Annotated in this window: 11 protein-coding genes; all 11 read left to right on the top strand. The window is 62.8% G+C overall.

The window, feature by feature from the left end; genetic code table 11:
* The first annotated feature begins 274 nt into the window (after positions 1–274).
* Positions 275–1,975, top strand: coding sequence for a ShlB/FhaC/HecB family hemolysin secretion/activation protein (locus ACWHTU_RS02550; protein ID WP_447861395.1), 1,701 nt, complete (start codon positions 275–277; stop codon positions 1,973–1,975).
* An 82-nt stretch (positions 1,976–2,057) separates the two neighbouring features.
* Positions 2,058–4,361 carry a CHAT domain-containing protein gene (locus ACWHTU_RS02545; protein WP_447861393.1) on the top strand — a complete coding sequence of 768 codons (2,304 nt, stop codon included), beginning with the start codon at positions 2,058–2,060 and terminating at the stop codon, positions 4,359–4,361.
* An 87-nt stretch (positions 4,362–4,448) separates the two neighbouring features.
* A complete protein-coding gene (locus ACWHTU_RS02540; protein WP_447861392.1) occupies positions 4,449–5,261 on the top strand; it encodes a DUF928 domain-containing protein in 813 nt (270 codons plus the stop codon).
* Positions 5,262–5,265: 4 nt separating this feature from the next.
* Complete coding sequence (locus ACWHTU_RS02535; RefSeq protein WP_447861390.1) at positions 5,266–6,018, top strand: DUF928 domain-containing protein; 753 nt, start codon at positions 5,266–5,268, stop codon at positions 6,016–6,018.
* Between the two features lies 1 nt (position 6,019).
* Complete coding sequence (locus ACWHTU_RS02530; protein ID WP_447861388.1) at positions 6,020–6,772, top strand: DUF928 domain-containing protein; 753 nt, start codon at positions 6,020–6,022, stop codon at positions 6,770–6,772.
* A gap of 252 nt (positions 6,773–7,024) precedes the next feature.
* The gene (locus tag ACWHTU_RS02525; RefSeq protein ID WP_447861386.1) at positions 7,025–7,222 is read left to right on the top strand and encodes a hypothetical protein; all 198 of its coding nucleotides are present in this window, start codon (positions 7,025–7,027) and stop codon (positions 7,220–7,222) included.
* Between the two features lie 39 nt (positions 7,223–7,261).
* Entirely contained in the window at positions 7,262–7,600 is a 339-nt protein-coding gene (locus ACWHTU_RS02520) for a hypothetical protein (protein ID WP_447861385.1), read from the top strand.
* Between the two features lie 406 nt (positions 7,601–8,006).
* Positions 8,007–8,405, top strand: coding sequence for a four helix bundle protein (locus ACWHTU_RS02515; protein ID WP_447861383.1), 399 nt, complete (start codon positions 8,007–8,009; stop codon positions 8,403–8,405).
* A gap of 11 nt (positions 8,406–8,416) precedes the next feature.
* Entirely contained in the window at positions 8,417–10,750 is a 2,334-nt protein-coding gene (locus tag ACWHTU_RS02510) for a PAS domain S-box protein (protein ID WP_447861382.1), read from the top strand.
* 56 nt (positions 10,751–10,806) lie between these two features.
* Positions 10,807–11,745, top strand: coding sequence for an ABC transporter substrate-binding protein (locus tag ACWHTU_RS02505; RefSeq protein WP_447861381.1), 939 nt, complete (start codon positions 10,807–10,809; stop codon positions 11,743–11,745).
* A 22-nt stretch (positions 11,746–11,767) separates the two neighbouring features.
* Entirely contained in the window at positions 11,768–13,966 is a 2,199-nt protein-coding gene (locus ACWHTU_RS02500; RefSeq protein ID WP_447861379.1) for an ATP-binding protein, read from the top strand.
* The last annotated feature ends 77 nt before the right edge of the window (positions 13,967–14,043 follow it).

Here is a 14,043-nt window from a genome sequence, read left to right as displayed (position 1 = left end):
CAACAGAAATAGGACATTTTTCTACGCAGAAGCGCGGAGTTATCCTTCGTGCCGGTCGAAGGGTCTGGGCTGCTGGTGGGCACGGCAGTTGCGCTCTTCATCTTGGCAGTGAACGGAGCATAGGCCAGGGTTCATGACCGGTCGCGCAGGCGAGAGGGGGCAGGGAGCAGTTGCGCAGGAGGAGAAGGCTCCCTCACCCCATCCCTCACCCTGGCTCTCTCCCGCACGGGGGAGAGGGATATGGGTCAGGGTGAGGGGCATTGTCGGGTTTCTTATGATGGCCACTCTGACAGCCTCGCCGGTCTTTGCGCAGGTGCTGCCGCCGATCTTTGATCCGACGGGCCGGTCCGGCGAGCCGCCGGCGCCCTTGAAAAAAGAATTCAAGCCGCCGACGCCGCCGCCCAAGCCCGCCTTGCCGCCCGTGCCGGTTCCGCCGGAGGGCGGCATCGAAAAGCAGTTACCCAAAATCCGTGTCTTCGTCCATGACATCCATGTCGTCGGCAGCACGGTGTTCTCGGACGCTGAAATTGATGAAGTCGTCGCCCCGTTCCGAGGCCGGATGCTCACGACGGAAGATCTGGAGCGCCTGCGCCTCGCGCTGACCTTGATGTACGTGAACAAGGGCTACATCACCTCCGGCGCGATCATTCCGGACCAGGATGTGACGTTCGGCGTCATCACCTACCAGATCATCGAAGGGAAATTGACGCGCATCGACGTCGAAGGGAACGAGTGGTTCCGGACGTCGTATCTCCGCGATCGGGTTGCGCGCGGCGTGACGACGCCGGTGACCCTGCCGCCGCTCCAGGAGCGCTTGCAACTGCTCCAGCAGGACCCGCGCATCCAGCGCATCAACGCCGAGCTGCGGCCCGGCGACCAACGCGGCGAGAGCGTGTTGAACCTGCGGGTGACGGAAGCGAGTCCCTTCAAGGCCTGGCTGGAGTTCAACAACTTTCAGACACCGGTGGTGGGCGCCGAGCGCGGGCTCGGCACCGTGGCGCATCACAATCTGACCGGCAACGGCGATCCGTTCAGTTTCACGTACGGCCGGTCGCGCGGGGTCGATCCGATCATCGACACGTTCTACACCTTGCCGCTGAATCGATATGACACGACGTTCACGGCCTCCTACCGGCGCAACGACTTCCTCGTCGTCGAAGCGCCGTTCCGGCCGTTGGACCTGCGGGTGCAGGCGGAGATCATCGGCTTCACCTTGCGGCACCCGGTGGTCCGGACGTTGTCCGACGAATTCGCCGTCGCGATCGTCGGCGAACGCCTGTACAACAAGGTCACCTCGATCTTCGACATTCCCGGCGTCGCCTCGCTCTTCATTCCCGGCTCGTCGCCGACCGGCGTCAACACCGTGAGCGCGTTGCGCTTCGTCCAAGAGTGGACGCACCGCACGACCAATTCGGTCTTTGCCGCGCGGTCGCGGTTTACGGTCGGCCTCGACGTGCTGGAAGCGACGATCAATCACGGCCCCCTGCCCGACAGCCAATATTTCGCCTGGCTCGGTCAGATGCAGGGCGTGCGGCGCTTCGACGACTGGTGGGGCTTACAACTCCTCGGCCGGATGGACCTCCAAGTGGCGAACGATCGACTGTTCCCACTGGAGCAGGTGCCCGTGGGCGGACGGTTCAGCGTGCGGGGCTATCGCGAGAACACCCTCGTGCGCGACAACGCCTATCTGGCCTCGATCGAAGCGCGCTGGCCGTTGCGGCGTTCGGCGGCCGGCGAGGACCGATTGCAGTTCGCGCAGTTCATTGATGTCGGACGCGCCTGGAACGCGAAGGGCGGGACGCCGGACCCCGAGACCCTGGCCAGCGTCGGGCTCGGCGTCCGGTGGATGATCCTGCCGCAGGACCGCGCGCGGTTTGAGGTCTATTGGGGCGTGCCGTTGAATCACGTGAAGACCCCGGGAGGCAATTTGCAGGATCACGGGATTCATCTGCAGTTCGTGGTGCAGGCGTTATGAAAGCAACCGGCACGAGGCGAGAGGCCAGAGGCAATGGGGTTGGAGCTACATTCATGAAGCAGTGACACCCGCGAGGCTTTCCATGGTTCGGCTCATGTTCGTCGCTCTTTTCCTTTTCATGACCGTCCCCCCCGTCGCTCCTCCTGCGTTCACCGCGGGCTCAGAGTCCGCGGCGCCCGATGTTCTCGTGCAGCAAGGGGGGCAGGCGTTTGCGCACGGCGCGTTCGACCAGGCGCTGGCGGCCTGGAAAGAAGCGGCCCGGCTCTACGAACGGGACGAACGCGTCAAGGAACACAGCCGGGCGTTGGTCCATGTCGCGCAGGCCGAGCAGTCGCTCGGGCAACTCAGGCCGGCGCTCCAACACCTCGAGCTGGCGCTGAGCCTGGCCCAGCAGGCTGGCGATCCCGTCTGGATGGCGGTCGTGCTGGACGGCATGGGCAGAGCCTATTTCGCGAACCGGCAGCCCGAGGCGGCCGTGCATCACTTGACCCAAGCCCTGGAGATCGCGAGGCAGCAGGAAACTCGCGGTCTCGCCGCCGCTGTTCTCAATGACCTGGGCATTCTTCGCTCCGCTTATCAGCAGTACCTCGATGCGCTGGCCGCCTTTACCGAGAGCGATCTGTTGGCCCAGGGCACCAATCAGCCGGCGCTGGCGATTCGCGCGCGGCTCAATGCGGCGCGCGTCGCGCTGCGCTTGAAACGCCACCAGGATGCGCGCCTGTGGCTGGACCAGGCGTACGATCAACTGAAAGATCTCCCGGTCTCGCACGACAAGGCGACCGCCCTCATCGCACTCGGCTTGCTGTACCACGAGCTGCGCGGCGCGTTTCCGGACCTCAGCGATCCGCTCGTGCTGCGGGCGGCGGCGGTGTTGCAGGACGCGGCCGGGGTGGCGGAACAGATGGGCGACGCCCGCACGCTGTCCTACGCCTGGGGCCACCTCGGTCATCTCTACGAGACGGAACATCGCTACGACGACGCGTTGACCTTGACGCGACAAGCGGTCTTCGCGGCCCAGTCGGCCGGCGCCCCGGAGTCTCTGTACCGTTGGCAATGGCAGACCGGCCGCCTGCTCGCGGCGCAGGGGCAACTCGACGAAGCCATCTCGGCCTATCGCAGCGCCACGGCCACCTTGCAACCGATCCGGCCCGAGGTGGCGACCGCTTCGCAAGATGCCGGGTCGCCGGGACAGGGCTCCGTCCGTCCGCTCTTTTTCGAGTTCGCTGATCTGTTGTTGCAACGGGCTGCGTTGACGGAGGAGGGCCCTGCCTCCCAGGGCTATCTCAAGGCCGCGCGGGACGCGGTCGAGGCCTCCAAGGCCGCCGAGCTCCGCGATTATTTCCGCGACGAGTGCGTCGACGCGTTGCAGGCGCACACGACCACGCTGGATGCCATTTCCAAGACCACCGCGGTGCTGTACCCGATCATCTTTGCCGATCGGACCGAGTTGCTGGTGAGCCTGCCGACCGGGTTGAAGCGGGTGACCGTCCCGGTTCCTTCGATGACGCTGACACAGGAAGTCCGGACGTTCCGGCGCCTGTTGGAGAAGCGGACGACGCGCGAGTACCTGCCCCACGCGCAGCAGCTCTATGAATGGTTGCTCCGTCCGCTTGACGCGGACTTGAAGGCCTTCGCGATCGACACGCTGGTGGTGGTGCCGGACGGTCCGCTCCGGACGATCCCCCTCGCCGCCCTGCACGACGGCGCCGAGTTCGCGATCCAGCGTTACGCCATCGCCACCACGCCGGGTCTCAACCTGACCGATCCGCGGCCTATCAACCGGGAGCGGCTCAAGATGTTGGCCGGCGGCCTCACGCAAGCTGCGCAAGGGTTCCCGCCCCTGCCGCACGTAACCATCGAGCTGCAGGCGATTCGCACGTTGTACGGCGGCGATCAACTGGTCAACAAGCAGTTCCTCGTGTCCGGCCTGGAAAAGGAGTTGAAGGAGAAGCCGCTGTCCGTCCTGCACATCGCGTCGCACGGTCGATTCGAGAAAGACGTGGCGCACTCCTTCGTCCTGACCTACGACGACAAGCTGACGATGGCCAAGCTGGACCAGTACGTGGGGCTCTTCCGGTTCCGGCAGGACCCCTTGGAGCTGCTGACGTTGAGCGCCTGCGAGACCGCGGCCGGCGACGACCGGGCCGCGTTGGGCCTGGCCGGCGTGGCGATCAAGGCCGGAGCCCGGAGCGCGCTCGCCACGCTGTGGTCCATCAACGACGAGGCCTCGTCCACGTTGGTGGCCGAGTTCTACAAGCAACTCCGAGATCCGACCGCGTCCAAGGCCGTGGCACTCCAGCGCGCCCAACTGAAACTGCTGGGCGATCCCGTGTATCAACATCCGGCGTATTGGTCGCCGTTTCTGTTGCTGAACAACTGGCTCTAAAAATAGAGACCTCATAGCTCTGAGCGAGCGAACATGCTAGACTCTCACCGTTCCCGCCGCATGACATGGCCGGTTTCCGGAAGATCTATGCGTTCCCCCCTGATCCTGACGGCCGTCGCTCTCGCTCTCAGTTTCGGCGCTCCGCCGACGGGGCTCGCCGCCGAGCCTTCACCGAAGCCCCCGATCGAGCAGGTGCAAAACGCTCCCGCGTTCATCGAGCCCACCATGCCGGTCTATAAGCCGCGCAAGGGCAGCGTGCTCCGCGGCCGGGTGGACGGGGGCTTCCGCGGAGGGGAGAAAGGCGAGCCGGTCGTCAAGGTCCTCGCGCCAGCCGATCATATCGGGTTCACCATTCGCAAAGCGCCGGCGCTCTTTTGGTACCTGTCGCAGATGACGACACACCCGATTGAGTTCACCCTGGTGGACACTCGTCACTACCAGCCGGAGCTGCAGGTGTCACTGAAACCCCCGCCCTGCCCCGGCATTCAGATGGTCGGGCTTGCCGAGTACAACAAGACGCTGGAAGAGGCGGTGCAATATTGGTGGCACATCGCCGTGATCGTCGACCCTGAATCCCGGTCGAAAGACATCCATTCGGCCGCCGCCATCGAACGCATTCCCTATGTGGACGCCCTTGTCGAGGGCAGGACCTCCTGTAAAGACCCGCTGGACGTCTTCTGTCTGTATGTGGAGTCTGGCCTTTGGTACGACGCCGTCCAGGTGATTTCCGACTTGATCACCGCGCATCCGAAGGACCGCGTCCTGCGCCTGATGCGCGCATCCCTGCTGGAGCAAGTCGGACTGAACGATGTCGCCGAATACGACCGCTTACAGAACAGCGCGCCGTGTCCGGCGCGTAAGGCTGAGGCGGCCACGGCAACTGTGTCCGCTCAACGGTGAGGCGATGAACCCTCGGAGGCCGGCCATACGCTGGCTGGCGGTCTGCAGCCTAGGCTTCTCGGGCGCGGCGTTCGACCTCGTCGCCACCCCGGCCACAGAATTCCAGCACGCCTGCGAAGCGGATCCGCCGACTACGTCCCGCCCCCTGCTCTACAAACCTCGCGAGCGCGCCATGCCCCGCGCCCGCGTGTTCGGTCCCGCGCGCGGGATCGACTCCGACGCGCCGAAGGCGCTGGCTCTGGTGCCGGATCACATCGGTTTCACCCTCTCCGTACAACCAACCCTTTACTGGTACTTGTCGAAGCCGACGTCGCTGCCCGTCACCTTTACCCTGATCGACACGCGGGTCATCAAGCCCCTGTTTCACGTGACGCTCGCGCCTCCCCGGCGCGCCGGGCTGCAGGTGATCCGGTTGAAGGAGCACGGCATCACGCTAGAAGAACATGTGCCCTATCGTTGGTTCGTGTCCTTGGTCTCCGATCCAAATTCGCCGGCGCGCGATATCGTCACGGGCGGGGTGATCGAGCGAGTGGTGGAGCATGAAGCCGCCTGCGGGATGGCTGTCGCGGCCTCCCTGGAGGCAGCCCGATGTTACGCGGAGGAGGGATTGTGGTACGACCTGTTTTCCGTGATTTCCGACCTCATCGCGGCGTCCCCGGATGATCGGTCCCTGCGCCGCATTCGCGCGGCATTTCTCCAGCAGGCCGGCTTGCCGGACGTCGCCGACTGGGACTTGCGCCAAAGTGGAAGCGAGTAAATTGCACGAGGGCTTTCCTTTTCTCCTCTTCAGCGCCGCTCTCCTGGTCAGTGCGCTCGCCCCCGGTCGGCCCGGGTTCCCCGCGGCTCCTGCGCAGGCCGAGCCGGCCGCTGCTCAACTTCGTGAGCCCACGACGGCTTCCGAACGGCCCTTGCCGGCGTACAAGCCCAGGAAAGAGAGCATCCCGCGGGCGAGAATCGGCGGGGCGGCGCGCGGGGACCCGGCCGATCCGGCAGTGATTGCCCTGGTCCCCGACCATGTGGGGCTGACCTTGAAGAGCAACCCCTCGCTCTGCTGGTTCCTTTCACAACCGACGACACAGCCCTTAATCCTTACGCTCTTGGACTCCCGCGAGATCAAGCCGATCCTCGAAGCGACGTGGCCCCTCTCCCATCCGGGCCTGCAGTGCGTGCATCTCAAAGACCATGGCATCACATTGAAGGAACGGGATCAATACCGGTGGTTCATCACGCTAGTGCTCGATCCGGACAAGCCCTCGCGCGATCTCGTGAGCGGTGGCATGATCGAACGGATCCCGTTCAGCGAAGGATGCGCCTTGGGCCTGCCCTGTTCCTGGACCTGCGAGTTAGACGCGGTGTATCAGTACGCGGAAAACGGACTCTGGTACGACGCGATTGCCTGCCTGCATGAATTGATCACGGCCAATCCCGATGATCCATTGCTGCAACGGGTGCTTGATCACCTGCTGAAGCAATCCGACATTCACCTGCCTCCCGTTCGTCGGGCCGAATAATCGCCGTATTTTCCATGTCCGTTATCGTTTTGGATACGCCCCCGCATCGCTTTTGATACACTGCGCCCGTCGTCACCGGCCGGGCTGCCTTTGCCCGGCCTTCCTGCGCCTTTCCATGCGGTTGAAAAACTAGGAAGTCCATAGTGGCGCTGGATGACGTGCTGTTCTGAGACGCATGGCATGGGGGTTGCTGAATTCATGCTGTGAAAGCAGCGGGCAGTGAGAGTTGAAGCTCAACAAGGAGGCCACGCCATGGACTGGGAAATTGTCACCTGGGGATTGCTCATCGGGATGGCCGGCATGGTCTGGCTGTTGATTCTGGCCACGTGGAGCGAAGAGCCTGCCCGCACCCGCGCGATTGAGGCCCATCCTGAGGACTCCGGCGAGTCCGTTGCGCAAGAACCGAAGACCGGCCATCGATTGGTCGAGCGACGCTCCCAGGCGGCCTGATCTTCGTCGTCACCACTCGCCGAATGCTTCGGTAGCGCCATGCAGCCCGATGGCACCGACCAAGGGATGCCCGGCACCGGCCGGGTGAGAAGAGCCAAGCTGACTGTAAGGCCGGAGAAACGCCGACTGACGTTGAACCTGCCTGCCGACTTGCTGGAACGACTGCGCAACACAGTCTATTGGACACCCGGCTTGACGATGGCGAAACTGGTGACCGACGCCGTCAGCGACGCGCTGGACCGCCTCGAACGCCGCAATGGAGAGCCGTTCCCTCCGCGCATGGAAGAACTTAAACCCGGTCGCCCGCGCAGATGGAAGCCTGTATCTGAACCAATACGCCCCCGTATCCAGACAGATAACCCCGCTCCACGTCTGTAAACGAGTCCACCCAAGCCCTCTCGGTTTCTTTCCCCAAGTTCTTAATTTTTCAATCGTCCCCCCGCCTCAGCCTCACTAAGGCCGCCAGAAAGATAAGCATGCATTTTGCGTTGAGTCACGACCGCCTGTGTCCTGTTCCGCCAGACTTCCCATAGCTCCGGCACCTTATCTGCCTTCTTCCCCGCAGCAGAGAAGGCCGAAATGGCTGACCGAGACATTTGGGAATGCGGACTGTGGAATGAAGGATTCCACTCGCCCTCCTCCCCTGTGGAAAGAAGGGAACGGGAAAGCCGAGAAGCCGTCTCGGTCTTCAACGCACTGAACGACAAGCATCAAAAACATCCCTTATGAGATGAGATCGGCAGCCGGGTGATGGGATGGATCACCTTGAAATTTTGAATGAGGAATGTGGAATGGGCTGATGGGTAGCGCTGGAATTTTAAATCGCCTCCAGTTTAACCGGAGAGAATTGATTCTGTCCGGGCAACTCATTCGCTCCGGTACTTCGATCGGGGCGAACGGTGAGGAAGCTATCCCCGCCCAACGCAAAAGAGATTTTCTTGCGAAGATGTCCATTGCCATGAAAGAGGCGCGCACAACCCTTTTCTGGTTACGGATCATCCACGAATCCGGCCTGGCGAACAGTCCGGAAATCATCACGTTGCTTCAGAAGTGCCGGGAGCTTACGAATCTCCTCAGCAGGATCACGTTGACGACCCGTCAAAACCTGCGGTCGAATAAGCGCGTTTCCTCTCCCAATGCTATGAATTCTTCATTCCACATTTTTCATTCCACATTGGGATAGTGGAGGCAGCCATGACTATCGCAACGGCTGAACACTGCATTCTCATTGTCGACGATGAAGAGGATATCATCTTGACACTGCGGGACCTGCTGGAACACGACGGGTACCAGGTCGATTTCGCCGGTACCTGCGCCGAGGCCGTCGCCCGCGCCGCCGAACGCCATTACAACGCGGTGTTGCTCGACCTGACCCTGCCCGATGGCGACGGACTCACCGTGTTGAAGACGCTGCAGGAGCGCGACCCGACGCTGCCGGTCATCGTCCTGACCGCCGACGTCTCCACGGACCGGCGGATCGATTTGCGGACCCAAGGCGCCTTCGATTACCTGACCAAACCTTATAACCGCGACGATCTGCGCGCCACGCTGCGCAAGGCGGTCGGGGTCAAAGCCCTCGCCGTGAAGGCGGCTCGGGTGGAACACGCCTTGACCGAGAGCCAGGAACGGTTCCGTTCGCTGGTCGAGTCGGCAACGGACGCCATCATCGTCGCCGACCACCGCGGCTGCATCCTTTCCTGGAATCGAGCCGCCTCCACCTTGTTCGGCTATACCGAGGCCGAGATCCTCGGTCGACCGTTGACCGTGCTGATGCCGGTCCGTTACCGGGACGCGCACCACCAGGGGCTGCAGCGCCTCCGCGCCGGCGGCGAGGCTCGCCTCATCGGCAACGCGATCGAGCTGGAAGGGCTCCGGAAGGACGGCAGCGAGTTTCCGTTGGAACTCTCGCTAGCCACGTGGCAGACGCACGCCGAGACGTTCTTCAGCGGGATCATCCGCGACATCTCCGAGCGGAAGCGGGTCCAAGCGGCGCTCGCCGCGAGCGAGGGGCGGTTCCGTTCCCTGGTCTCCAACATTCCCGGTGCCGTCTATCGCTGCGCCTGCGATCCGCACTGGACGATGGAGTTCCTGAGCGACGGCATCCAAGATCTGTGCGGCTATCCCGCGTCGGATTTTCTCGGCAACCGCGTCCGGTCATACGCCAGCATTATCCACCCGGAAGATCGGACGATGGTCGAGCAACAGGTCCATGAGGCGGTGGCGCAGCGACGGGCGTATGTGATCGAATACCGGCTGCTGCACAGAAACGGCGACGTTCGATGGGTGTACGAGAAGGGCCAAGGAGTGTTCGGGGAGGACGGCCGGACGCGTTGGCTCGACGGGGTCATCGTGGACATTACAGATCGCAAGCGGGTCGAAGCGGCGCTCCAGGACAGCGAAGAACGGTATCGCGTGCTCTATGAAGACACGCCATCCATGTATTTCATGATCGATCCTGACGGCACGATCCTTTCGGTCAATCCGTTCGGCGCCGAGCAACTCGGCTACACCGTCGAGGAACTTGTCGGACAACCGATCCTTTCGGTATTCCACCCCGAGGACCGCCAAGCGGTGACCGGTGAGCTCGAGATGTGCCTGGAACACTTCGGCCGGCCGATGAGCGAGGAAGTGCGCAAGGTGCGAAAAGACGGTGCCGTCATGTGGGTCCGCGAAACGGCCCGGGCTGTGCAAACCGCCGCCCATGGGCCGGTCGTGTTGCTCGTCTGCGAGGACACTACCGACCGCAAACGGGCCGAAGACGCGCAGCGGGAAAGCGAGGAACGGTTCCGCCAATTGGCCGAACAGATCAGAGAGGTCTTTTGGCTTAGCGATCCCGAGAAAAACCGCATCTATTATGTGAGTCCCGGATACGAGCACATCTGGGGCTGTTCCTGTGACTCGCTCTACGCCTCGCCTCGCGCCTGGCTGGACGCCATTCATCCCGCCGACCGACCCCGCGTGCTCGAGGCAGCGCTGACCAAGCAGGTCAGCGGAGCGTATGACGAAGAGTATCGGATCGTGCGGCCTGACGGATCGGAACGGTGGATCCGAGACCGCGCCTTTCCCATTTGCGACTCGTCCGGCCGGGTCTATCGGATCGCCGGGCTCGCCGAGGACATCACTGACCGGAAGCGTGTGGAGGAAGCCCTGCGGGCGAGCGAGGAGCGGTTGCAGTTGGCGCTTCGCGCCGCCGACTTGGGGGTGTGGGATTGGGATCTTCGCTCGGGCCGCGTGTATTGGTCCGAAACCGTGGAGGCGTTTTTCGGCCTCTCGTCTGGTTCGTTCCCCGGGACCCATGCGGCCTACCTCGATCTCATATACTTGGAGGATCGCAGCCTCGTACTGCAAGCCGTCCAGGACGCCATCGAGAGGCGAGCGGCGTTCGAGGTGGAACATCGCGTGGTTCAGCCAGACGGCTCACTGCGCTGGCTAGCCTGGTCAGGCCGGGTGATGAAAGATGTGAACGGAACGGCGATCCGGATCCTCGGCACGGTGCGGGACGTGACGACGGCCAAGCGAATCTCCTAAAAACATTCTGAATGACGTGGAACGAGTGAACATCGGGCCATGAGGAGCCCAAGTTCGTGAAGCCACGGTCGCTGACCACCATCCTGTTCTTCGTCTGCGTGCTGGTGAGTGGCCAAGCCACCGGCTTGGTTCCCGCTCTCGCCGCCGCCGCTGAGATCGCCATTCTCAAATCCTCCAATATCAAGGCGTACAACGACGCCATCGACGGCTTCAAAGCCGCGGTGCCCAACGGCTCGACTTTCCGGGAATACGACCTGGACGGCGACCTGGATCGGGGCCGCAAGCTCGCGCGCAGGATCCGCGCATCGGACGCCACGTTAGTCCTGGCCGTCGGCTTGAAGGCGGCGATGGCCGCCAAACTGGAGATCGTCGATACGCCGGTCATCTACGTGATGGTGCTCGACCCCTCAAAGCACGACCTGGCAGCGCCCAACATGACCGGTATCTTTCTGGAGGTGCCGCTTGACCGGCAGCTTGACACGATCCGATCGCTCCTGCCCGGCCAACGGCGCGTCGGCGTCTTGTATGACCCGAGCAAGACTTCGGCCGTCGTGGAGGAAGCCCGCCGCCAGGCCAAGGCCTACGGTTTGGAACTCGTGGCCGCGCAAGTGGCGAGCGAAAGGGATGTGCCGGCCTCGCTGCGGACCCTGCTGCCGACCGTCGGGGCGTTGTGGCTGGTTCCGGACTCGACGGTCTTGACTGACGAGTCGCTCAGGTACATCCTGAATACGGCCCTGGATCAGAAAGTCCCGGTCATCGGCTTCTCGCCGGAATTCGTCCGAAGCGGCGCGTTGCTCAGTCTCTCGGTGAACTACGGCGACATCGGCCGCCAGGCGGGCAGTCTGGCCCGTCGGATTCTGGACGGCCAGGTCAGCCTGCCGCTGAAGGCGGTGCCGGCTGATCGGGTCAGGATGACCCTGAATTTGAAAACGGCGCGGTTCCTGGGCATCGACGTTCCCAAGGAGATCGAAGCCCGCGCCGATGAAATCTATTGAGCGTTGAACGCTAAGGCAGCCCATGGAGCGCCATCCGCATCCATGTTTCGTCAGCCTGCGGACGAAGTTCGTGGTGCTTTCCGGCCTGATCATTGTGGCGACCACCTCCAGCGTGAGCTGGTATTTCGTCCAGGAGAAGCGCGCGGCGATGACCGAGCGGTTGACCGGTTTGGGCTCCGTGCTGGTTAAAAATCTGGAGCACACGGCCCACTATGCCGTCATCAGCGAAGACCGGCCGACGCTGGCGACGTACATGGACGGCGTCATGGAAGTGGACGAGGTCGTGTACGTAGTGATCACGGGCTCAGACGGCACCATCCTGGCGGCCAAGAGCAAGGGGCATCTTACGAGCAGGCCGGATTTCTCCCGCTTTGCCGACCAGCCGCTGTATCCGGATCCGTCCATCGCGAGCCGCCTGCGCGAGACGTCCTCTCCCCAGCCGCGGATTGTGCATCTGCGGGACCGGGACGGGGAATCGTTCTACGACTTCGCCCTGCCGGTCGTGCAGTCCAGCCGGGAAAAGTTACGCTCCGACGCGTTGGTGTTGCAGTCGGAGGAAAGCCTGCACCAGGAACAGGGCGCGCCGAAGGAGCCGGTTTACGGCGTGATCCAGATCGGCCTGAGCGAGGTGAAACTCCAGCGCGCCCTGACCAACATCGTCAAGAATGTCGTGCTGATCACGTTGGCGATCATCGCCGCCGGCATTGTGGGGACGCTCCTGCTCACCGCGCGGATCATTACGCCGCTGCGCAGCCTGACGAGGGTAGCGCAACGAGTGGCCGAAGGGGATCTGACCGCCTCCGCCACGCCCACCACCCGAGATGAAGTCGGCCAACTCACGCTGTCGTTCAACCAGATGACGGAATCGCTGAAAGAGCGAGACCAGGCGATCTCCGTCAATCTGGACACCATCCGGCACCAGGTGAACCAGTTGACCACCCTGAACCAAGCTAGCGCGGTCATCACCTCGACGCTCGATCTCGACAAACTGTTGACGACCGTCCTGCACCTGCTGATCGACAATCTGGGCTTCGCCCGGACGATCCTGATCCTCTACGACAGCGAGCGGGGGATTGCTTACGCGGGTCGCGTGGCGGGCGTCCCGCCCGATGTGGAACGGAAAGCCCGGGCGCTGGAAATTTCGGTGCAGGACAACGGGAGCCTCGACGCGGACCTGCTGCTGCACGGGAAACCTGTGCTCGCGCTCAACATCGAAACGGTGGCGCAGCGCATGCATCCCCCGATGTTGGAGCTCGCCCGGGAGATCGGCGTCATCTCGTTTGTCGCGGTGCCGCTCCGCAGTAAACAGCGCATCCTGGGCTACCTGGCGGCGGACCGAGGCCTCCCTCGCTGCACACAGGAGGATTTCGAACTGCTGATGACGGTTGCCAGTCACGTCGCAGTCGCGCTCGACAACGCGCGCGCCTATCTGGAGCTCGAACTGCTCACGCAGACGCTGGAAAAGCGCGTGCAGGAACGGACGCAGGAACTGCAACGCATCAATGACCAGCTGGAAGAAGAATATCAACGGCGGATGAAACTCATGCGGGCGATTACGCACGATATGCGGACGCCCTTAACCTCGATCACCGGATTCGTCGACAACATGTTGGACCTCATTGCCGGTCCCCTGACCGAACGACAGGCAGGGTACCTGAAGCGGGCGAAAAATAATCTCACGAAACTCAAAGACCTCACCGAACAGCTTCCTGCTGCGATCAATCCGGTGCTGCGGCCAGAGCAGTTGGCGCTCGGTGTTCACTCCCTGTTCGACATGGTGGCGGACGCGGTGGACAACCAGCGCGTGACGGCCGACAAGAAAGGCGTGGCCTTGCACATAAGCCGAGCTGACAATCTCTCTCCTGTTAGAGTCGATCGGAACAAGATCGAACGGGTGATCATGAATCTCGTCAACAATGCCGTCAAATTCACTCCTTCCGGCGGCGAGGTACACATCCGGGGTCTCGTCCGTGACGACGGCTTTTGGGAAATCTGCATCGCCGACACCGGATGCGGGATTCCCGAAGAGGAGATTCCGAAGCTATTCGAAGAGACGGTCAAGCTGAAATCTCCGCTCCCGGACGAGCAGGGCTCGCACCTCGGCTTGCCGATCTGCAAGCAATTCGTCGAATTGCACGGCGGGCAGATTTGGGTGGAGAGCCGGCTCGGCGAAGGCAGCCGCTTCTTCTTTACGCTCCCGCTCGAACGACAGGCGACGTAATTCAGCCGTTAGCCTTCGGTATTACCTCCTCCCTCTCTCCCCCCATTTCCTAATTCATCATTTCCCCAAGGGTGTAT

The sequence above is a fragment of the Nitrospira calida genome (assembly GCF_976986435.1).
This window is presented reverse-complemented; position numbering and strand designations above follow the sequence as displayed.

Coding starts and splice junctions, on each gene's coding strand:
- ACWHTU_RS02550 (WP_447861395.1), top strand. CDS start 275: ATGATGGCCACTCTGACAGCCTCGCCGGTCTTTGCGCAGGTGCTGCCG.
- ACWHTU_RS02545 (WP_447861393.1), top strand. CDS start 2,058: ATGGTTCGGCTCATGTTCGTCGCTCTTTTCCTTTTCATGACCGTCCCC.
- ACWHTU_RS02540 (WP_447861392.1), top strand. CDS start 4,449: ATGCGTTCCCCCCTGATCCTGACGGCCGTCGCTCTCGCTCTCAGTTTC.
- ACWHTU_RS02535 (WP_447861390.1), top strand. CDS start 5,266: ATGAACCCTCGGAGGCCGGCCATACGCTGGCTGGCGGTCTGCAGCCTA.
- ACWHTU_RS02525 (WP_447861386.1), top strand. CDS start 7,025: ATGGACTGGGAAATTGTCACCTGGGGATTGCTCATCGGGATGGCCGGC.
- ACWHTU_RS02520 (WP_447861385.1), top strand. CDS start 7,262: ATGCAGCCCGATGGCACCGACCAAGGGATGCCCGGCACCGGCCGGGTG.
- ACWHTU_RS02515 (WP_447861383.1), top strand. CDS start 8,007: ATGTGGAATGGGCTGATGGGTAGCGCTGGAATTTTAAATCGCCTCCAG.
- ACWHTU_RS02510 (WP_447861382.1), top strand. CDS start 8,417: ATGACTATCGCAACGGCTGAACACTGCATTCTCATTGTCGACGATGAA.
- ACWHTU_RS02500 (WP_447861379.1), top strand. CDS start 11,768: ATGGAGCGCCATCCGCATCCATGTTTCGTCAGCCTGCGGACGAAGTTC.